Annotated in this window: 21 protein-coding genes and 2 pseudogenes; 14 read left to right on the forward strand and 9 right to left on the reverse strand. The window is 62.5% G+C overall.

All coding sequences use genetic code 11. The features are described 5' to 3' along the window. Positions 1 to 127: 127 nt before the first annotated feature. Both J7359_RS15500 and J7359_RS15505 read right to left on the reverse strand, forming a co-directional pair. Complete coding sequence (locus J7359_RS15500) at positions 128 to 1,309, reverse strand: metal transporter (protein WP_209057949.1); 1,182 nt, start codon at positions 1,307 to 1,309, stop codon at positions 128 to 130. Continuing rightward, the gene (locus tag J7359_RS15505; protein ID WP_209057951.1) at positions 1,306 to 2,451 is read right to left on the reverse strand and encodes a multicopper oxidase domain-containing protein; all 1,146 of its coding nucleotides are present in this window, start codon (positions 2,449 to 2,451) and stop codon (positions 1,306 to 1,308) included. Before J7359_RS15505 ends, J7359_RS15500 begins: the two co-directional genes overlap by 4 nt. A gap of 116 nt (positions 2,452 to 2,567) precedes the next feature. On the opposite strand from J7359_RS15505, the gene mntR reads away from it, so the two are divergent. After that, positions 2,568 to 3,026: a manganese-binding transcriptional regulator MntR gene (gene mntR / locus J7359_RS15510; protein ID WP_209057953.1), complete on the forward strand. Its 459-nt coding sequence runs from the start codon at positions 2,568 to 2,570 to the stop codon at positions 3,024 to 3,026. A gap of 7 nt (positions 3,027 to 3,033) precedes the next feature. On the opposite strand, the gene J7359_RS15515 is transcribed toward mntR, so the two are convergent. The 5 genes from J7359_RS15515 to J7359_RS15535 all read right to left on the reverse strand — a co-directional run bounded on the left by J7359_RS15515 (position 3,034) and on the right by J7359_RS15535 (position 7,865). Beyond that, complete coding sequence (locus J7359_RS15515) at positions 3,034 to 3,693, reverse strand: thioredoxin domain-containing protein (protein ID WP_209057955.1); 660 nt, start codon at positions 3,691 to 3,693, stop codon at positions 3,034 to 3,036. Beyond that, positions 3,690 to 4,103 (reverse strand): disulfide bond formation protein B, encoded by a 414-nt coding sequence (locus J7359_RS15520; RefSeq protein WP_209057993.1) that lies wholly within the window; start codon positions 4,101 to 4,103, stop codon positions 3,690 to 3,692. Before J7359_RS15520 ends, J7359_RS15515 begins: the two co-directional genes overlap by 4 nt. 10 nt (positions 4,104 to 4,113) lie before the next feature. Further along, positions 4,114 to 4,599 carry a signal peptidase II gene (gene lspA, locus J7359_RS15525; RefSeq protein ID WP_209057956.1) on the reverse strand — a complete coding sequence of 162 codons (486 nt, stop codon included), beginning with the start codon at positions 4,597 to 4,599 and terminating at the stop codon, positions 4,114 to 4,116. 74 nt (positions 4,600 to 4,673) lie between these two features. Further along, positions 4,674 to 5,591 (reverse strand): cation diffusion facilitator family transporter, encoded by a 918-nt coding sequence (locus tag J7359_RS15530; protein WP_209057959.1) that lies wholly within the window; start codon positions 5,589 to 5,591, stop codon positions 4,674 to 4,676. Positions 5,592 to 5,594: 3 nt separating this feature from the next. Then, positions 5,595 to 7,865 (reverse strand): heavy metal translocating P-type ATPase, encoded by a 2,271-nt coding sequence (locus J7359_RS15535; RefSeq protein ID WP_209057961.1) that lies wholly within the window; start codon positions 7,863 to 7,865, stop codon positions 5,595 to 5,597. A gap of 86 nt (positions 7,866 to 7,951) precedes the next feature. Here J7359_RS15535 and J7359_RS15540 point away from each other — a divergent pair, with 86 nt between their 5' ends. The 10 genes and pseudogenes from J7359_RS15540 (at position 7,952) to J7359_RS15580 (ending at position 15,482) form a co-directional block, all read left to right on the forward strand. After that, positions 7,952 to 8,392, forward strand: a complete 441-nt coding sequence (locus tag J7359_RS15540) for a helix-turn-helix domain-containing protein (protein WP_209057963.1) — start codon at positions 7,952 to 7,954, stop codon at positions 8,390 to 8,392. 243 nt (positions 8,393 to 8,635) lie between these two features. Next, positions 8,636 to 8,836 carry a hypothetical protein gene (locus J7359_RS15545; protein WP_209057965.1) on the forward strand — a complete coding sequence of 67 codons (201 nt, stop codon included), beginning with the start codon at positions 8,636 to 8,638 and terminating at the stop codon, positions 8,834 to 8,836. Between the two features lie 290 nt (positions 8,837 to 9,126). Beyond that, positions 9,127 to 9,297, forward strand: a complete 171-nt coding sequence (locus J7359_RS15550; protein WP_209057967.1) for a hypothetical protein — start codon at positions 9,127 to 9,129, stop codon at positions 9,295 to 9,297. 75 nt (positions 9,298 to 9,372) lie between these two features. Next, complete coding sequence (locus J7359_RS15555) at positions 9,373 to 10,551, forward strand: M23 family metallopeptidase (protein ID WP_209057968.1); 1,179 nt, start codon at positions 9,373 to 9,375, stop codon at positions 10,549 to 10,551. Between the two features lie 68 nt (positions 10,552 to 10,619). After that, a complete protein-coding gene (locus tag J7359_RS15560) occupies positions 10,620 to 11,057 on the forward strand; it encodes a DUF411 domain-containing protein (protein ID WP_247740456.1) in 438 nt (145 codons plus the stop codon). A 22-nt stretch (positions 11,058 to 11,079) separates the two neighbouring features. Next, positions 11,080 to 11,622, forward strand: coding sequence for a L,D-transpeptidase family protein (locus J7359_RS15565; protein WP_209057971.1), 543 nt, complete (start codon positions 11,080 to 11,082; stop codon positions 11,620 to 11,622). A 192-nt stretch (positions 11,623 to 11,814) separates the two neighbouring features. Then, positions 11,815 to 12,480: a L,D-transpeptidase gene (locus J7359_RS15570; protein ID WP_209057972.1), complete on the forward strand. Its 666-nt coding sequence runs from the start codon at positions 11,815 to 11,817 to the stop codon at positions 12,478 to 12,480. A gap of 680 nt (positions 12,481 to 13,160) precedes the next feature. Then, positions 13,161 to 13,774: pseudogene (locus J7359_RS15575) on the forward strand (IS110 family transposase); the annotation flags it as partial. Positions 13,775 to 13,807: 33 nt separating this feature from the next. Continuing rightward, positions 13,808 to 14,068, forward strand: a pseudogene (locus tag J7359_RS20020) (transposase); the annotation flags it as partial. 940 nt (positions 14,069 to 15,008) lie between these two features. Further along, positions 15,009 to 15,482: a DUF3768 domain-containing protein gene (locus J7359_RS15580; RefSeq protein WP_209057973.1), complete on the forward strand. Its 474-nt coding sequence runs from the start codon at positions 15,009 to 15,011 to the stop codon at positions 15,480 to 15,482. Between the two features lie 39 nt (positions 15,483 to 15,521). On the opposite strand, the gene J7359_RS20185 is transcribed toward J7359_RS15580, so the two are convergent. Next, positions 15,522 to 15,653 (reverse strand): hypothetical protein, encoded by a 132-nt coding sequence (locus J7359_RS20185; RefSeq protein WP_280637522.1) that lies wholly within the window; start codon positions 15,651 to 15,653, stop codon positions 15,522 to 15,524. Between the two features lie 85 nt (positions 15,654 to 15,738). On the opposite strand from J7359_RS20185, the gene J7359_RS15585 reads away from it, so the two are divergent. The 3 genes from J7359_RS15585 to J7359_RS15595 all read left to right on the forward strand — a co-directional run bounded on the left by J7359_RS15585 (position 15,739) and on the right by J7359_RS15595 (position 18,320). Then, the gene (locus J7359_RS15585) at positions 15,739 to 17,589 is read left to right on the forward strand and encodes a ParB/RepB/Spo0J family partition protein (RefSeq protein WP_209057974.1); all 1,851 of its coding nucleotides are present in this window, start codon (positions 15,739 to 15,741) and stop codon (positions 17,587 to 17,589) included. Between the two features lie 68 nt (positions 17,590 to 17,657). Beyond that, positions 17,658 to 17,891: a hypothetical protein gene (locus J7359_RS15590; protein WP_209057975.1), complete on the forward strand. Its 234-nt coding sequence runs from the start codon at positions 17,658 to 17,660 to the stop codon at positions 17,889 to 17,891. A gap of 3 nt (positions 17,892 to 17,894) precedes the next feature. Beyond that, complete coding sequence (locus tag J7359_RS15595) at positions 17,895 to 18,320, forward strand: hypothetical protein (protein WP_209057977.1); 426 nt, start codon at positions 17,895 to 17,897, stop codon at positions 18,318 to 18,320. A gap of 438 nt (positions 18,321 to 18,758) precedes the next feature. On the opposite strand, the gene J7359_RS15600 is transcribed toward J7359_RS15595, so the two are convergent. After that, positions 18,759 to 19,102, reverse strand: a 344-nt coding sequence (locus tag J7359_RS15600; protein WP_209057979.1) for a hypothetical protein, incomplete at its 5' end; no start/stop codon positions are given.

Genomic DNA, 19,102 nt, shown 5'->3' on the forward strand with positions numbered 1-19,102 from the left:
TTGCTTGAGCTTCAAGGGCGAATCTTTGGCGTCACACAATCGTCAGCGGTCAGCCACGCAGATTGCCGCCTGCGAACGCGGAATCGCCCGATCATGTCCATGCCTGACATGTTGAGATCGCGCACGGCTACACTTTGATCAGCGCTGCCGTCACATACATGAAGGCGATACCACCCAGAAACCCGCCCAGAACCGCAGGCGATAACAGCACCGCCTGCCGGTCGAGGTTTTGCCGCATCAGGTAGCTGCTGACTTCGACAATCACCTGCAGGATCGCCCCCGCCCCGACGGCCAGTGCCAGCGCCGACCATTGCGGGGCATAGGCAAGGCTGCCCGCCCACATCCCCAGAACCGCAGGTCCGCCCGCCAGCAAGGTCAGCGCGGCAAAGCTCCAGAGCGGCGGTCGTATGCGCAGGATCGGAGCCGCAATACCGATACCCTCGGTGACGTTGTGCAGCGCGAAGCCGAGGACGAGGAAGGTCCCAAGCCCCGCAGATCCGGCGGCGAAGGCACCTCCGATGGCCAGCCCCTCGCCGAAGTTGTGAAGGCCGATGCCAAGCGCGATATAGAAGGACAGCGCCAGTCCCTCTGGCTGACCGCGCCAGCGGCCGATGGCCATCAGCAGCAGGAAGCTGGCCAGCGCCGCCAGCCAGACCATGGCCGCGCCCTGGAACAAGGCGGCGGCATCCGCCGACAGTTCCAGCGCCTCACCCGTCATGTCGATCAGCAGGAAGGCGAGCAGACCGACCGTCAGCGCCAGAAGGACATTCATGCCCTGCCTGCCAAGGCCACGCATCGCCGGGTAGAACATCAGGCCAAGCGCCACCGGCAGCAGACCGACTATCGCGCCAACCAGCGCCTGAAGGCGCATCTGCCCAGCACTGCCCTTGGGTGTCGGCACCGCCACGGCGATCTCGTGCTCAAAGACCGTGCCGGTATTCGAGACCATGGCAACGCGATGCGCCTCGCCCAGAACCCAGGGATAGGGGATGCGCAGCCAGACGGTATCACCGCGCGCAATCGGGCCGGCCGGATCCTGGGTAAATGACCAGTATGCGTCGTCTACCGCGACCTGCGCGACATTCATGGCCTCTGACCCGCCCGCCCGCACCAGCACCTGAATGCCGGCTTCGTCCAGAATGGTCCGTTCGACCGTGAGCACCTCGACTGGCGGGGCGCCGTTGTTGAAGCTTCGCAGGGGATCAAGCGAGGCGATCCACACGAAGGATGCCAGCATCGCCGCCAGCGGCAACAGCACCAGCAACAGGCGGATCAGGGGGGGCCGGGTGGGTTGGCTTTGCTCGCTCATGCTTCCGGCCCCCGCACGTCGAACATGCCGACCCAGCCCAGTTCGGTGAACTCGGACTGATGGGCGTGGAACATGTACATGCCGTCTTCATGCTCGGCAAAACTGAACTCGAGGATGCCGCGCTGCGCCTGACACTGCATGATCAGATCGACCGTGCGCTGCGTGGGCGTCAGGGTTGTGCCGGTATCGTAGTAGTCGAAGAAGTTGGCATGCAGGTGGAACGAGTTGATCGGGTCGAACTCGGTCACGTTCAGCAGGTAGATGCGCACCGGGCGCGATTTTTCGATGCGGATCGGCACGTTCATATAGGCTTGGCCAATGGTGTTGGCCGCATAGATCTCATTGGCACCGTCGAAATTGGTATCGAAAGCGTTCATCACCATGGCCATTTCCTGCCAGTTGGCATTTTCTGGGCTGCCGAGGGCACGCGAGGCCGCAGCGGCGGCAAGGGCCGGATCGGTCTGGCGCGCGGGATCGGGGTCGATCACGAACAGACCGTACATGCCCTTGTGCATATGCCGCTTCAGCGGCAGCGCGTGGCAGTGGTAGAGGTGACAGCCGAAGGGCTTGGCGTCGAACTCGTAAATGAATTCCTCACCGGGGCCGATCAGACCTGCGCCGGGAACGCCGTCCATCCGCGCCGAATGGATGCCGTGGAAATGCATCGAATGCGGGTGCGAGCCATAGTTGCGGAAGATGATCTTCAGCCGCTCGCCCTCCTTCGCCCGCAAGGCAGGGCCGGGAACGCGACCATTGAAGGTCCAGGCGGGAAAGAAGATGCCGGGGGCAATCTCTATTTCCTTGTCGATGGCGTCGACCTCGAAGGTCCGTAGGGTGCGCCCGTCGGGCAAGAACTCGGTCGTGCCCGTGTCCCAGTCAGTCAGCATCGGGGTCGGGTCAAAGCCGTTCCGGGCATGATCAACCAGACCGACCGTCGTCATGTCGCCATGGGCCATGCCGGGCATCGGTGCCGCATATGGATCCGGCTTCATCGCCGACATGTCATGACCGGCCATGGTATCGGGGGCAGACTGCGAACGTGCACTTCCTGCGGCAATGGCAGCGCCGCCCGCTGCCACCAGTCCACCGACAAGTAGGGCGCGACGCGACGGATCGACGGAGGGTGCAGTGTCGGCTGGCATGGATCTGGATTTCCTCGCGGGCAAAGCACAAAAAGGCCGGGCGCATAAAGTTAGTCTAGGCTAACAATCTGCCCAACGCCTTTACCTGTCAATCCGGTTCGTGCAAAACTGCGCGGATGACGAAAGACGATCATCAAGACGCGGTGGCCCGCGAGCCTGACCCACGGACTGCGGACAACCGCGCAGAGGCGTTTCACGGTGTGCGCGTGGCGCGGCGCAACGAGTTGGCCGAGGATTATGTCGAGCTGATCGCCGAACTCATCCACACGCAGGGAGAGGCGCGTCCCGTCGATATCGCGACGAAGATGGGCGTCACGGCACCGACGGTCGCCAAGACACTTGGCCGTCTCGCACGCGATGGCCTGATCACCCGCGCAAAATACCGATCCGTCTTTCTGACCGATGAGGGCCGGGCGCTGGCCAAAGAATGCAGGCACCGACACGAGATCGTGCTGCGGTTCCTGCTGAGCCTTGGCCTTGATTCCGAGACGGCTGAACGCGATGCCGAGGGCATCGAGCACCATGTGAGCGAGCGGACGCTCGCCCTGTTCGCGGCATTCGCCAACCGCTCCTAGACGCGCTTCAGGCGCCCTCGACCGCTTGTCTGACCTCAGCGACCAGCTTTTCGGGGGACAGGTTCTCCAGCCGTTTGCCATTCAGGAAGAAGGTGGGGGTCTGACGGATGCCAACGGCTTCGACATCGGCCATGTCCTGATTGAGGATGCCCGTGATCTCTGGCGAAAGTCTTTGGCTTTCAGCCTTGTCAAGTTCAAGCCCCACCGCACCGGCGGTCCGCCAGGCAAGATCCATCTGCGGGCCGTCGTGAAGTGCCCAGTTCGGCTGCTTTTCGAGAATGGCTTCCAGCACCTGCTCAAATTTCTCCTGCATCCGTGCGACCTCTAGGATGCGTACCGCCTCGTCCGAGCCTTCGTGGAAGACCGTATAGCGCAGGACGACCCGGACCTCGTTCGGGAATTGGCGGCGGATGTCCTGCACGACAGGGTGATACGCGCGGCAGGCCTCGCAAGAGGGATCAAAGAACTCGACCAGCGTGACCGGCGCATCCGCGGGGCCGAAGCTGGGCGAATGGGCACGGATCAAAAGCGATGGGTCCACCGCGGGGGCCCCAGCGGCCGCGGCTTCGGCCTCAACCTCGCGCCGGCGTGTCAGGACGACGGCACCGCCAGCGAAGGCGGCAAGTGCAAGGGTCGATGCCCCGATCAACAGAGTGCGGCGGTTCATGCGCGATTTCCTTTCGGCAAGAGAAGGCAGACCAGGATCGCGGCAAAGGCGATCAGCGAGAGATAGGGGATCGGCAGTCCAAGGATCATCTGCGCCTCGCCGGTGCAGGACGGGCCGTTCTCGGTGCAGGGCACGATGGGTGCCGGCAACAGTCCGGCGTAAAGCCCGGAATGCCACCCCGACAGTGCGAGGCCGCTAAGCGCAAGCGGCAACCCATACATCCTGGCCGCACCGTCTCCGCGCCACAGCGACAGGCCGAGCATCGGCACCAGCGGGAACATGGCGATGCGCTGATACCAGCACAGCGTGCAGGGCATCTGGCCCAGCACCTCGCCGATGAACAGCGCGCCGAGCGCGGCCGCCAGCGCGATCAGGAAGGCGGCGGTCAGCGCAAGGTCATCGCGCGACAATGTTTGCGGGTCAGTTTTGGTCAAGAATCGGCTCCTTCCGGCGACGAAGGGGAAGCGAGGCGGCAAGGATCAGGACCGCGCCAAGGGTGATCGCAATATCGGCGACATTGAACGTGGGCCAGTGCCAGTCGCGCCAGTAAAGGTCAATGAAATCGGTCACGGCACCCTGCCGCAAACGGTCGATGATGTTGCCTGAAGCCCCACCCACGACGAGGGCATAGCCAGCCCGTTCCACATTGTGGTCTGCCCGAAACGCTAGGACGGCGAAAACTATTGTCAGAGCCCCCGTCAGCGCGCCCATCAGGAGCGGTCTTCCCGCCATCACCCCTTCCAACAGGCCAAAGCTCGCACCCTCGTTGAAACCGAGGGTCAGGTTGAAGCCCGGCAAGACCGGGACCACGCGTCCTGGAGAAAGCAGCGAAAGTGCCATGGCCTTGGTTAGCTGATCAGCCAGTGCGGTGGTCGCGATCAGAAGAAGCAGGGCGGCACGCGTCATCGCAAGTTCTCTCTTTCCGTGGCTATCGGTCGCAGCCATCCAGCAGGCCACGACGATCAAGGGTTAAGCTCTGGTCAGGATTGCGTCTGCGCCGAACTGGTCTCTTGTGCGACGATGCCCTGTGTGGGCGCGTCGACCTGAACCGTGACATGGTCGATGTCATAGCGTTCATGCAACCTCGCCTTGACCAGATCGGGCAGGGTCAACGGATCGACGCCGGGGGCAGGCACGACGTGAACGGTCGCCACGCTGGATTCGTCGGTCAGCACCCAGGCATGGAAATGCCCGGCTGCGGCAATCTCGGGCAGCGTTGCGAGGTCGGCTTCGGCCTCACGAGCATCCAGTCCTTGGGGTACGGCCTGCAACAACACACGCAGCGAATCCGACACCAGCGTCCAAGCCGACCGGACGACCAGCACCGCGACCAGCACCGACAGCAGCGGGTCGAGGATCTGCCAGCCCGTCAGCATGATGCCGATGGCCGCGACAATGGCACCGACAGAACCCAGCAGGTCGCCCAGCACGTGCAGGAGCGCCCCTTTCAGGTTGGTATCGCGCCGGTCGCCGCGCGACAGGTACCACGCCCCGGTAAGGTTCACGAACAGCCCGACGACCGCCACCGCCAGCATCGGTCCGGCCAGAATCTCGACCGGACTGCCGATGCGGCCCACTGCCTCGTAGGTGATCCAGACAACCAGCAGCAGCAGCGATGCCCCGTTGGCCAGGGCCGCCAGCACCCGCACGCGGTGGAAGCCGTACGTGCGCGTTTCATCCGCAGCCCGCGCCGCGACCCGATAGGCGATCAGCGCCAGAAGCAGCGCCGCCGCGTCCGACACCATGTGTCCGCTGTCGGCGATCAGCGCGAGCGATCCCGAGAACCAGCCGCCGACCGCCTGAGCGACCGCATAACTGACCGTCAGCCAGAAGACGAGACGGACGCGCCCGACATTGCCCGCGTCCAGATTGCCGCCATGTTCGTGTCCCTCGGCCATGGCTCAGCCCTCGCGTTCCGGGTTGAACTGCAACAGCCGAAGGGCATTCAGCGTCACCAGCACAGTCGCCCCGGTATCGGCGAGGATCGCGATCCACAGACCCGTCAGCCCCAAAACCGAGGTTACGAGAAACACGGCCTTCAGCCCCAACGCGATGGTGACGTTCTGGCGGATATTGGTCATCGCCGCGCGCGACAGGCGGATCGTGGCGGGGATGTCGGTCACCCGGTCGCGCAGGATCGCCGCATCGGCGGTCTCTAGCGCCACATCGGTGCCCGACCCCATCGCCACGCCAACCGACGCCTGTTTAAGCGCGGGGGCATCGTTGATGCCGTCGCCGATCATCATCACGCCGCCCTGTTCACTCATGGCCTTGATCGCCTTGAGCTTGTCCTCGGGCATCATGTCTGCCTGGAACTCCATCCCAAGGCTTCCGGCAATGGCGGCTGCCGTGCGCGGGTTGTCCCCGGTCAGGATGATCGAGGTCACGCCCATGGCGGTCAACTGGCGGACTGACTCCTTGGCGTCATTGCGTGGTTCGTCCCGCATGGCGATCAGGCCAAGCGGGGTCTTTTCGCGGAACACGGCGACGGCGGTCTTGCCTTCTTCCTCGAACACCGTGGCCTGACGCAGGCCGAGGCCATCCAGCCCACCGTTCTCCATGGCGTAGCGCGGCGAAGCGACCCAAGCCGACGCATCGCCAACAGTGGCGATGACGCCCTTGCCCATCAGCGCTTTGGCATCCCGCGATGGCAGCGCGTTGACGCCTGCATCCTTTGCCTTGTTCAGGATCGCGATTGCCAATGGGTGGCTTGACCCGGTCTCGACCCCTGACGCAACGGCCAGAAGTTCGGCCTCGGTGGTGGTGCCAAACACGACCACATCCGTCACCTTCGGCCGCCCGTGGGTCAGCGTGCCGGTCTTGTCAAAGGCGATGCGGCTGACTTTTGCGGCAGCCTCGATCACCGCGCCACCCTTCATCAGCAAGCCGCGCCGCGCGCCGGTGGACATGGCCGAGGCGATGGAGGCGGGCACCGAGATGACCAGCGCACAGGGGCAACCGATCAGCAAAAGCGCCAAGCCGCGATAGACCCATGTGTCCCAGGGCTGACCGAAGGCCACCGGTGGCACCAGAACGACCAGTGCCGCGACAGCCACAATGGCGGGCATGTACCAGCGGCTGAACCGGTCGATGAACCGCTCGGTCGGCGCGCGCGCCTCCTCGGCCTCTTCGACCAGACGGATGATGCGGGCGATGGTATTGTCTTCGGGGCCTTTCGTGACCTTGACGCGCAGTGCGGCCTCGGTGTTGATCGAACCCGCAAAAACGAGCTCCCCCGGACCGCGCGCCTTCGGCACGCTTTCGCCGGTGACCGGGCTTTCATCCACGCCCGAGGTGCCTTCGGTGATCTCGCCGTCGGCCGGAATCCGGTCGCCGGGGCGCACAAGTACGGTTTGGTCCACGGTCAGGCTGGCGGCAGGCACCTCGCGCGTCGTCTCGCCGGTAACCAGTTGCGCCGTCTTCGGCACCAGATTGGCCAGCGCCCGGATCCCGTCCCGCGCCTTGCCCGCCGCGACACCTTCCAGCACCTCGCCCACGGCAAACAGGAAGACCACCAGCGCCGCCTCTTCCGCGGCGTTGATGAACAGCGCGCCGATGGCGGCGATGGTCATCAGACTTTCGATGGTGAAAGGCTGCCCCATCCGCAAGGCCGCAAACGCGCGCCTGGCCACCGGTGCCACGCCAATCAGGCAGGCGGCGACGAAGGCCCATCTTCCGATCTCGGGCGCCAGATATTCGATGATCCAGGCCGCGCCCAGAAGCAGGGCGGTGAAGATCACCAGCTTGCCCTTGGCGGTCAGATACCAGCGCTTGCCCCGGTCTGCGGGATCGTTATGGACATGGCCGGGGCTGCCATGGCCGGACTCGTCGCGCACCGATGCTGTCACGGCCGCCGGGCCATGGTCGTGCCCTGCATGGTCATCGACGTGGTCCGGCTCGGGAGTTTCACCAGGCAGAACGAACTCTTCCTTTGCCGAGCCGGATCGCGGCGCGATCCCATAGCCAAGCGCCCGCACGGTCTTCTCGACCTTGTCGCACCCGGTCTGCGCCTCGTCCAGCGTCAGCCGCAGACGTTCCGACATGATTCCGACCTCGACGCCGCTGACGCCGGGAAGCCGCGCAACTGCATCCTTGATCTTGGTCGCACATGACCCACAGTCCATGCCCGATACAGTCCAGTGGCGCGCGGTTTCTATCTTTGGTTCGGTCATCGCGGTTCCTAAGCCCCAAGGGGCGGTTGTCTTCATCGAATCGGGAACCTAATGTCTCTAGCAACTATATGTTCAAGGGAAATCTCATGCTGACTATCGGAAAATTGGGGGCAGAGGCCGGGGTGAAGGTGCCGACCGTCCGCTACTACGAGCAGATCGGCCTTCTGCCAAAGGCCGAACGCAGCGCGGGCAATCAGCGGCTTTATGGCCGCAAGGCATTAGAACGGCTGGCCTTCATCCGCCATGCCCGAGATCTGGGCTTCACGCTTGAAGCGATCCGCGACCTCCTCAGTCTCTCGGACAGACCTGACCAATCCTGTGCCGCCGCCGATGCCATCGCAAAGGCCCAACTGGCTGAGGTCGAAAGTCGCCTCGCTAGGTTGATGTCGCTAAAGGCCGAGCTTGAGCGAATGGTCGTTCAATGCGCGGGCGGGCGCATTGCCGATTGCCGGGTGATCGAAGTCCTGGGTGACCATTCCCTCTGTGCGACCGATCACAGGCACCCCGAAGGCGAGCACATCGCCTGACCTTCTCCGCAAAGCTGCAAAGCGGGCAACCGCCTTGCGCACGACCGCGAGAACCGTTTCCACACGGACAGCCGGCGAGAACCGCAGTTTGCCGCGCGCCGTTTCCATCGCTTTCAGATAGGCAGGGCCGTCCAACTCCTGCGGTAAGGCGCCGAGCTTCGTCATGGGTAAGCATTATGAGTTCGATCATTTCCGAGACTGGCGGTAGCCGGTATCAGTTTGGGTTGGCGATAGGATCGCGCCTTGGAAGCCGTCCATCTTATCGTGATCGCCATCCTCAACGAACGCCAACGACGCCGAAATCCGCCAGACCGCCGTCATGCCCGTCAATGCGCAAAGGATGCCATCGCCAAGGCGCAGCTTGCCGAGGTCGAAAGTTGTCTCTCCCGCCTGACAGGCCTGGAAAACCGAATCTGGGCGCCTGGTGGTGCAGTGCGCAGGTGACCGGATTTCCTATTGCCGGTCATCGAGGTGTTGGGCGATCATTCGCTGTGTGTTTCGAATCCCGCGACCGACGATGCCGGACAGTAATCGGCTGACGATGACCGAAACCGGCATTGGTGATTAAACGGTTCGGATGCAGCAGGCCTCCTTCAGGCCGACTTGCTCTCTGACAAGGTCGTGATCGAAGGGTATTTTGCCTTGAACCTCTAGTTGCTTGAGGTCCCAAAAGGCGCGTTTCGAAGATGTGAGGCAAGAGAAGGCATGAACCAGCAAAAGCAGCAGCGACTCCGATGTTGACAGTCATCGCGGCCCTGATTGGCGGGTTGCTGGGGTTCCGGCGTGCTCGCGCGCTCGGGGGCAACCGGAAGGACAGGGCTCATTATGCAGTTGGATACGCGATCGCCTTTGGCCTGACGGCAACAATTGCCGGTATCTTCATCGCCCGTCTTATTCAACTGTAGACAGCCTATCGATGCCGTGTGGGGGCAGCCGCTCTCCGGCGCCTGAACTTATTGCCTGACGAGAGACCAGACCTGATGATCTTTCAAGCCTTGCTGACTGCCGGCGCCATTGCCGTCACGACATCTGTTTACGTCGAAACCCCGGCCGAACCTTCTCTCCTCACCGAGGAAGTCGCCCCTATGTCGCGACACGAGGTCGTTCCGGGGGATACATTGGATTCGATATTGGCGCATGCGGGCATCGGTGTGCCTCTCCGGACCGAGGCAGCACTTGCCATTTCCGATGTTTTCGACCTGTCGGCCCTCAGCCCAGGCCAATTACTCAGATGGAGCGTTTCTTCCGATGATCCTTCCCAGCTAGAGCGTCTGTCACTGCTGACCAGAGACGGAACGGACATCATTCTGGATTTCACGAAACCCCTCGAAGCATCCCTGACCAAGACCGAAATCCTGCGACGGGTCCGGCGCGAAACCTTCGTCCTTGACGATTCTCTCTTCCAGGCGCTCGCCACGCACAATGCACCTGAGAGTTTCGCAGTTGATCTCGCAGCGCTCCTTGCCGGCCAAATCGACTTTCGAGATCTCGAAGGAACCGAGCGAATAGCATTGATCTGGAGCGAGAACGTCCTGCCTGATGAGACGATCGTGGGCGAGCCTCAGATCGCCTATGCGCGGGTAGAGAAGGACGCAGACATCTTCGAGGTCCTCACCGGCTCGGTCGAGCAACCCTTCATCCTGTTTCGGAATGGAACCTTGGTCCAGCAGTCGGCGCGACCTGTCGCAGGCGCACGCCTGTCTTCAGTCTTCGGTAAGCGCCGACATCCTGTGCTTGGCACGCAACGAATGCATACGGGCGTCGACTACGCGGCACCGACCGGGACACCGGTCAGCGTGACAGGCGCAGGAACGGTCCTGTTTGCTGGAACCATAAGGGGCTATGGTCGGACAATCGACGTTGATCATGGCGCGGGCGTCCTGACCCGCTATGCGCATCTTTCCCGTTTTGAAGATGGGATCGCTCCGGGTGTCGAGCTGAACGCCGGGGCCAGGGTAGGTGACGTGGGCGCGACCGGCCTCGTCAGTGGACCGAACCTTCATTACGAAGTTCGGATCGACGGCAAGCCCACAGACCCTATCAGGAAAGCACCGGCGGCACGGACAGTTATGCCGACCCCCGCCGACCACGTCATGCTGACAATTGCGCGTCTTACCACCGGCTACTTTCTCCGTCCGAATACGAGCAAGAAGAGCTGATGGCACCCAGACAACTTCATCCTACAGCTCAAGGGGATAAAATGATTAAGCTGACACGACGCGCCCTGATGATGGCTGCCGCAGCCAGCGGTCTGCCATCTCTTTCATGTGCAGAAAGCCTTCCGGCCATCCATGTCGTGGAGGGCCGCGGCTGTGAATGCTGCAAACAGTGGACCAAATACCTGAAGGAGCAAGGCTTTCAAGTTACCAGCGAAGAGCGGTTCGGCACCTTGCTGATGCAGCACAAGATTGATCTGGGTGTGCCGGTCGAACTGACATCCTGCCATACCGGCAGCATTGATGATTATTTTCTGGAGGGACATGTTCCTGCCGGCGATATACGGCGCCTGCTAAGGGAGCGGCCTGAAGCTCTCGGCTTGACGGTTCCAGGAATGCCATACGGCAGCCCAGGGATGGGTCCGGAGAAAGAGCGCAACGCTTACGATGTCCTGCTTGTTCGCCTGGATGGTACCAGTGAAGTGTTTGCCCGCTATCCTGAAGCATAAAAAATCGAGCATAAACAGATCAATGTCAAACTTCTCCCGGCGCCAGGCGTCACTGGCTTTGCTTGCACTTCTCGCCGCATGTGGAAAATTCGGACCGCCGCAACCGACGCGAGGGGCCACACCTCAGTTCAAGAGGTACTCAGGTCCCCCCGTCACTCAAGTCGTGGTCAACAAGGCTGACCGCAGGATGTTCCTGCTGAACGGGCAGACGGTCCTCAGATCATATGATTTTGGTCTCGGAAATCAGCCCGTTGGACCAAAGCAATTCGAGGGCGACGGAAAAACTCCAGAGGGACTATATTATGTCGACCGTTTCAACCCGCGGAGCCGTTATCATCTGTCGGTGGGAATATCCTATCCAAACGAACTGGATAAGGCTTATGCAGCGCAATTCGGACGAAGTGCTGGCAGCGATATCATGTTTCATGGCCGCGGACAGGAGGGCAAAGTCTTGGCGCCGAAGAAGCGGGATTGGACCGCAGGCTGTCTTGCGCTGACAGATCAGGAAATAGAAGACGTATACGCAATGCTGCAGCCTGGGGTGCCAGTAATGATCTATCCATAGAAACATACATACTGGCTGAAACCAGGTTAAAAAATCAGGAGCTATGCTTTTCTGAAAAGCTAACGGTGTCCGCTAAGAACACAGCAAGCACCCTAACCTCATCGCTAAAACACCGTGAATCGTGTGCCGATTTCCGTGATCTTGAAAAGGCAGTGCTGTGACGATGTTGAACGGAGTACAGGAACATCCAATATGTTGACAAGACGACATTTTATACAGACTGCTACCGCACTCTTTTCAGCGTCAATTTCCAGCCCACTGCGTGCGGAATCATGGCCAACAGTGAGCCAGAAGGCTGCATGGGACGCACAGGTGACCCCTCCCGGCTATAATGCATTCAAGTCCAATCCATGGGGGCTGCACCCACGCTTTCTACCTCAAAGAATACGGGCCAATGACGGTCTGGTGCCGGGTGATATCCATGTTGATGCCGTAGCGAGATACCTTTACCATATCGAAGCTGGTGGAACCGCAATGCGCTACGGTGTGGCCATCGGAAGGGGGGATCTCTATGAGCCCGGCGTTTATAAAATCAAGCGAAAAGTCGAATGGCCACACTGGACCCCTACGCAGAACATGATTGCCCGGGAGCCAGAAATTTACGGTCAGTTTGAAGGGGGAGTAGAGCCCGGCCCTGATAATGCGCTCGGATCTCGCGCTCTCTACCTCTATGTTGGCGAAAGGGATACGTACCTCCGCATTCATGGAACGCCATTCCCGACAAGCATTGGCACGAGCGCCAGTTCGGGCTGCGTCCGGATGGTCATGGCGCACATAAATGACCTCTATCCAAAAGTAGAAATTGGTTCCACCGCGTTTTTATACTCGACCGCTGAGAGCGTGACATCATGGAGCTAAAAATTCTTTGACCAATAACGACCCGAGCGATGCGATATATGAGGTTTAAGACTGAGATTGCATACATATAGGGCGACCTCCAGCGGTGGTGAGCGGAAGCAAGGTTGTTTCCACTTGCCCACGATGCTCGTACCAAAAACAATTATCACTCCGGAGAAGCCTTGCTGTAGATACATCCTGCATCGGTGCAACAAGAGAGATAAGTTCTGGAGGAAGCCCTTGTGAATTGCTCTCCGGTTTTTCCGTCTTCACCGTCATGGCTCCACAACCGGCATTGACCAAGATGGTTACAATTGCGATGTAGGATCTAAACTTCATTTCGACTTCTCCGCGTTGCTTCAGTTCCGTAAAAACATCTTTCGCATTTAATATCAAGGTACTTAAGGCCGCATCACCTAACTGTCAACAGCTGGCATGGAATAGTAAGGCGTTGCAGGTTAATTCTTTGCTGTCACTGATAGTCGACGCTGTCTATATTTTTTGTTGTAATTTTTTACAGTTTTCTGCGAGGATAATTTTCACAAAGCATGCGAGTACCATCGGGATTTTAATAAATAAACTGCATAAGCCAAATAATAAAAGTATATTGGTTTGAAAGTAAGCGATGGGGTGGACGCCCCCGGCGGCATCGATGTGCCAAGATGGCGGATGTTGAAGCACCGCTACGGAGGGGAGCGTCCATGGGAGAGGTTAGCATCATCGGCCTGGAATTGGCCAAGAACGAGTTTCAGGCGCATGGCGCAGGAGCGGACGGATCGGTGATCTTCCGCCGCAAGCTGTCTCGCGCTCAGCTATTGAAGTTCGTCGCGGCGCAGGCGCCTTGCGTAGTGGCGGTGGAAGGTTGCGCTAGCGCGCATGACTGGGGCCGGGCGATCGGCGACCCGGCCACGAGGTGCGGCTGATCGCACCCGCCTATGTGAAGCCGTTCGTGAAGCGCCAGAAGAATGACATGGCGGATGCCGCGGCAATTGCAGAAGCAGCTTCGCGGCCGACCATGAGATTCGTTGCCGTGAAGAGAGAAGCCCAGCAGGCGGCGGCGATGGCCTATCGGACCCGTGATCTTCTGGTTCGTCCGCGAACACAGACGATCAACGCGCTGCGGGCACATCTGGCCGAGCGCGGCATCGTGGCCCCCACCGGCCCGGCTCATGTCGGGCGTCTGGCAGCAGCCATCGACGGCGACGATGGCATCTTGCCGGCCGCGGTGCGCGACCTCGCCCGCCTCTTGCTGGACCAAATTGCCGGGCTGGCCGAGAAGATCGCGGGCCTTGATTCTGAGCTTCGCAAGCGCGTGACCACCGACGATGCAGCGCGGCGGCCGCTGTCCGAACTCGGGCACGAGGTCCGTCTGATCTCACCGCAGTTCGTCACGCCCTATGTCAAATCCAATAAGAACGATCGCAACGATGCTGAAGCGATTTGCGAAGCCGTCGGACGTCCCTCGATGCGGTTCGTTCCACAGAAATCACCGGAACAACTGGAGATACAGGCCGTCCACCGCATCCGGCAGAGGCTGATTTCGGACCGGACGCGGCTTGTGAACCAGATTCGAGGCCTGTTGGCCGAACATGGCGTTGTGATCGCCCGCGACATCAGCCGTCTACGCCCGGCACTTCATTTTTCGGTCAACCATCGGATGAAGCTAACCTCCGTTATCGCAACGGCAATGATGGTCCGTTAGGCTCGGAGCAGTCCTCCGCCACACCTTGCATCAACGTCCACAGTGTCAGTTGAACCGCCCAAGGCTGTCAAATGCCTTTGGGCGTCGCCCTTCGGGCCGCGCCCCCGGTTCCGGCCTCATGGCCTCCACCCGAGCTGGTCGGGTCGATACGCGCGGCTGCGGTGCCCGGCTGAATGTCTCGTCCCGAGCCATCCCCCGGTAATCCCCCCGAACCCCGGTCCTGCGCGCCCTGCCCCGACGATCTCGGCCCTGGCGGGCGGGACCGCTGACGCAGGCGCAAGGCGCTGAGCGAGACAGCATGGATCGAGCGAAGCGCCGGGAGGCGATCCACCCAGAACGACTTACGCGAAACGCGGAACGGGTTTTGGCGCCCGCAGCGATCCGCTGATGGCGGATAGCAGGCGGCGGATGGCAATCGGCATTCGGCGAAACGGAGCGATGGGCAGTAGGACAGACGCGGCCCGCGCTTGAAGCGCGGCCCATGATGGGCTGAGGACGTGCCGGGGGATCGACGCAGGCTGCGCCCGCGCTCACCCCCACCACGACGATGTTTCCCTTCCCTTTGTCCGCCACGCATCCCTGCGTCTGACGGTCAATGGCCAAGCGCCGCGCGGGACGCGCGTCGTCGTCCTGGCGGGCCGTGTCCTCGGCTGCGCCTGCGGGCCGCGCCACCCCGCCTTCCCGAGCCTTGACAGTCAGCCCCAGGGCCGCGGGCAGGGCTGCGCCCTCCCCGCTTTGCCGTCCGAAAGGCATGGGGCCTTTCGACGACAAGCAGAGAGGTCTCGCCCATCGGCGGAAAGCAGGCACCAAGGCCCGCACCGCCCGTCGCAAGAGAAGGACGATGCCCATGCTGGCCGAAGATAGCTTTGCCGTGGATTTCAGCTGCACCACCTGCGGCAAGATCATCAATGCCCTGACCTGCCCGAGCCATTGCCCGCAATGTCAGACCGCCGCGCCCGATCACGGTTTCCCGACCGCCGAGGCCGTGACAATCGCGGAACAGAACGACCGTTTTCGCGCGGGGCTGACCAAGGGGAACGCAAGCGATCTGCGCGGCCAGGTTGTCGTGACCTCTGCCGTCAACGCAATGGGCCGCGACTTCGTGACCGCCGCGCTGATGGCTGTGGCCGGGGACAGCAGCTTCACGCCCGACAATGACCCTTACGGGGATCATGGTTTCGGCACCGTCACCGTGCTGAGCCTCAAGCTGTTCTGGAAGATCGACCTCTATGACGAGGAACTGGTTTACGGCTCGCCCGCACCGGCCAACCCCGCCGTCACCCGGCGCATCCTGACCATCATGTTCCCCTCCGATTACTGATCCCCGAACCCGGCCCGCGTCATGCTCCCGGCGGGCCGGTCAACTGCCACGGCAACCGGAAAGGAGGTGAGAACAACGAACCAATGGCTTGAACAGCGCATCGCGGAAGCGTGGGCGCTCGTCAGGAAGGGCGATCAGTTTGGAATCGGCCGCCGCTTCCTGAACCAGCACGGGGTCATCTGACCCTCACGCCTCACCCGATCACGGGTGGGGCACCGATAACACGAATCCATAGTCGCAAACAAGGATATGACCCATGAAACAAGGTGCCATCACCACCGCCCCGATCCAGTATTTCCCGCTGGACGCGCTCTATCTCTCGGACATGAACCCACGGCAGGACGTTGATCCCGACCGCATCGACCTGCTGGCCGACAGCATCGTGGCCGTGGGCCTGTTGCAGAACCTCGCGGGGTTTGCCGACGAGGCCGGAAAGGTCGGGATCGTCGCGGGCGGTCGCCGCCTGCGCGCCCTGATCCGCGCCACCGAGAAACACGCCGATCTGCTGGACCGCCGCCCGGAACTGGCCGAAATCCCCGTCCGTCTGGCCCCCGACGCGGCCACCGCGCGGGCATGGGCCAGCGTCGAGAACGCGGCCCGCGAGGATTTGCACCCCGCCGATGAAATCCGCGCCTATGGCCGGATGGCCGACACCGGCAGCGATGTGCCGACCATCGCCCGCGTCTTCGCCGTGACCGAATCCCATGTTTACCGCCGCCTTGCGCTGGCCGCCCTGCCCGCCCCGATCCTCGATGCGCTGAAAGCGGGCGAGATCACCCTTGAGGCCGCGAAATGCTTCACCGTGGCCCAGGACGAGGCCCTTGCGCTCGATATTCTGGACCGCGTGCGCGGGCAGGACGTGTCGGCCCACCGCCTGAAACAGCTTCTGCAACCCGAAGCGATCCGCGACACCGACCGCCGCGCCGTCTATGTCGGGCTTGCCGCCTATGAAGGCGCAGGCGGCCCCATCACCCGCGATCTGTTCGCCAACGAGGTGTTTCTGGGCGATGGCGCGCTGCTGGACCGGCTCTTTGCCGACAAGCTGGCGATGGATGCCGAGGCCATCGGCCACGGCTGGAAATGGGTCGAGACCAGCCCGGAGTCGTGGATCAGCTATGATGTGACCTCGAAGCTGGACCGCATTTACCGGATCGAGGGCGAACTGTCCGAGGAACAGGCCGCGCGTTTCGACGCATTGTCGGAACTGGCCGAGGCCGAGGCGCTGGATGCGGACGGACAGGCGGAACTCGATGCGCTGGACGCCATCGCGCAAGGCGATTTCACCGATGCGCAGCGCGACCATGCCGGGCTGTTCATCTTCGTGGACAGTCGCGGGCAACTGACCGTGCAGGCCGCCTATGTCCGGGCCGAGGACCGCGAGGCCGCGATTGCGGCGGAGGTGCTGACCGGACACGCCGCGCGGAGCCGCGACGGCAGCACCGCCGATGCCGCCCCAAAATCGCCCATCAGCAACGCGCTGCGCGACGATCTGGGCCGGGTGGCGCAGGGCGCGCGGCAGAACGCGGCGCTGCGCGATCCCGAATTGCTGATCGACCTGCTGGCCTATCAGGTGAGCCACGGGCTTGCATGGCGCAAGCCGTTCGGGATCTCAATCGAGGACGTGCCGAACTGGCCGACCACCGAGGCCGAGGGATATGCGCTGGACGAGCGGCTGACCGCCAACCCGCCGAGGGACATGCACGGCAAGGACCTCGCCAAATCCTTCCGCGCCTTCCGTGCCAAGGGGGCCGAGCATGTTCGGGGCGAGTTGGTGCGGATGCTGGCCGCGCATTACCGGGGCGGGTCCGACGAACTGGCCGCGCTGATCGACAAGGAGACGAAGCCCGCGATCCGTGACGTCTGGACGCCCACCGCAGCGAACTTCTTTTCCCGCGTCGGAGGCCCTTACCTCAACGGGTTGTGGCGCGATCTGCTGGACCTCGCCACCGATCACCCCACCGCCACCAGCTTCGCCAAGCTGAAAAAGGGCGAGAAGGCGGCAAAGCTGGAAACCCTGTTCAGCGATGCCGACACGCGCAAGGCGCTTGGGATCACCGAGGCGCAGGAGGCCCGCATCGCGGCATGGCTGCCCGAGGGCATGGCCTGATACCAGCGGGGCGCGTGATCATCGCGCGCCCCGGCCCCTGCAACCCGGATTGAGAAAGGACAGCACAGATGGATTATGCACGGGAGAAATCATGGCACGGTCTTTCATGCTCCTGCGGCGGGGGCTACCGCGTCGGCCATGCCATCGGCTGCGAATATGCAACCGCCCAAGACAATCTTCGCCAAATAGAGTCTGATCTGGCGCGGGCTGTGGCCCACGGCGATCATGCGGAAGCCGCCGATCTGCGCCGCATCAGGGACGGGATCGAGGCCGTCGCCGCACGATCCGCCACGGCAGGCTGACCGATGCGCTTCCTCAGATCGCCCCGTCACCCGTTCACCGACACCGCCCGCAAGCGAGCCGCGCTGGCCCGCAGACAGAAAGCCGACCGGGAGGCCCTGCCGCTCTTTGCCGCCGAGATCGCGGCCCGGCAGAAAAGCCCCGACGACCTGATGCAGGCCCGCGCGAATGCCTGGGCCGCGCACGAGGCCCGCAGCCGCCAGCGCCGCGCCGATCAGTGGCGGCGTGCCCGCCGCCTGATCGACGCCATGCCATCACGGCAGCGGCGCAGGGTCCGGGCGGCGTGGGACGGCGCACCCTATCCCGGCGATCCGGTCTATCTGCTGGATTTCCTGCACAGCCTTGAGGCCGGGCGCATCGCCCTCGATGCCCTGCCCTTCACCCTGCGGCGCGCGAACCCGCGCGGTCATGCGATCATGGGCGCAGGCTGACCCCTTTCCTTCTGCGACGAAGGTTGACTGGCCCCGCGATCTTCGTGGGGTCTTTTTTTGCGAGGTGCCAAGTTTTGCCCCGTCCGGCCCCCGGCTGAAAGCCAGAAGACCGGACAGGCCCGGCGCTTCGCGCCGAGCCGCGCCCTGGCGCGGCAGCGACGGCCAACCGGCGCAACAATCGTGCCTGGCTGTTAACCCGGCCGAGCCTCGGCCGGGGCCAGGCCGCACCACCCCACACGGTCTCTGGAGTCTCCCACACGGGTCAAGGACGGCGCCGCGCCGAAGGGGCGTGGCTTGCAAGCGCCCGTGCCGGGCGTCCATGATCTCGCGTGTCCGAAATCGCCGACCGCGCAGGGCGAGCGATATTCCTTTGGATGTCAGCGTACCTGGGCGTTGGTCAATACGAATTGCTGTGTGCCCACGGCCAGATGCTTTCCGTTAAGTCTTGTCGTTTTCGTTCCTTGCATTCTGTAACCGCAGTTCCAGTTCCGAAACCATCCAATGGTCAACGGGTCGCAGTCGATCAGCATCGGACAGCTTCATCGCGATTGCTAGAGCTGCACGATATTCCTCGACTGCATTGCCGCCTCGCTCGGCGAGCTTCACATGTGATACAATAAGATCGCGCTGCCACACGGAATTGCCCGGATCCCGCGCGGCGAGGGCGCTGCTGATCGCCATGCCTTCGCGATAGGCGGCCAGCGCCCCCGCCCCGTCCCCGGTGGCCGCGAGCATGTCGCCGACCTTGTTGTGGCCGACCGAAAGATCGCGCTGCCACACGG

The sequence above is a fragment of the Paracoccus sp. R12_2 genome (assembly GCF_017744015.1).
Classification (GTDB): Bacteria; Pseudomonadota; Alphaproteobacteria; order Rhodobacterales; family Rhodobacteraceae; genus Paracoccus.

Coding starts and splice junctions, on each gene's coding strand:
- J7359_RS15500 (WP_209057949.1), bottom strand. CDS start 1,309: ATGAGCGAGCAAAGCCAACCCACCCGGCCCCCCCTGATCCGCCTGTTG.
- J7359_RS15505 (WP_209057951.1), bottom strand. CDS start 2,451: ATGCCAGCCGACACTGCACCCTCCGTCGATCCGTCGCGTCGCGCCCTA.
- mntR (WP_209057953.1), top strand. CDS start 2,568: ATGACGAAAGACGATCATCAAGACGCGGTGGCCCGCGAGCCTGACCCA.
- J7359_RS15515 (WP_209057955.1), bottom strand. CDS start 3,693: ATGAACCGCCGCACTCTGTTGATCGGGGCATCGACCCTTGCACTTGCC.
- lspA (WP_209057956.1), bottom strand. CDS start 4,599: ATGACGCGTGCCGCCCTGCTTCTTCTGATCGCGACCACCGCACTGGCT.
- J7359_RS15530 (WP_209057959.1), bottom strand. CDS start 5,591: ATGGCCGAGGGACACGAACATGGCGGCAATCTGGACGCGGGCAATGTC.
- J7359_RS15535 (WP_209057961.1), bottom strand. CDS start 7,865: ATGACCGAACCAAAGATAGAAACCGCGCGCCACTGGACTGTATCGGGC.
- J7359_RS15540 (WP_209057963.1), top strand. CDS start 7,952: ATGCTGACTATCGGAAAATTGGGGGCAGAGGCCGGGGTGAAGGTGCCG.
- J7359_RS15550 (WP_209057967.1), top strand. CDS start 9,127: ATGTTGACAGTCATCGCGGCCCTGATTGGCGGGTTGCTGGGGTTCCGG.
- J7359_RS15555 (WP_209057968.1), top strand. CDS start 9,373: ATGATCTTTCAAGCCTTGCTGACTGCCGGCGCCATTGCCGTCACGACA.
- J7359_RS15560 (WP_247740456.1), top strand. CDS start 10,620: ATGATGGCTGCCGCAGCCAGCGGTCTGCCATCTCTTTCATGTGCAGAA.
- J7359_RS15565 (WP_209057971.1), top strand. CDS start 11,080: ATGTCAAACTTCTCCCGGCGCCAGGCGTCACTGGCTTTGCTTGCACTT.
- J7359_RS15570 (WP_209057972.1), top strand. CDS start 11,815: ATGTTGACAAGACGACATTTTATACAGACTGCTACCGCACTCTTTTCA.
- J7359_RS15580 (WP_209057973.1), top strand. CDS start 15,009: ATGCTGGCCGAAGATAGCTTTGCCGTGGATTTCAGCTGCACCACCTGC.
- J7359_RS15585 (WP_209057974.1), top strand. CDS start 15,739: ATGAAACAAGGTGCCATCACCACCGCCCCGATCCAGTATTTCCCGCTG.
- J7359_RS15590 (WP_209057975.1), top strand. CDS start 17,658: ATGGATTATGCACGGGAGAAATCATGGCACGGTCTTTCATGCTCCTGC.
- J7359_RS15595 (WP_209057977.1), top strand. CDS start 17,895: ATGCGCTTCCTCAGATCGCCCCGTCACCCGTTCACCGACACCGCCCGC.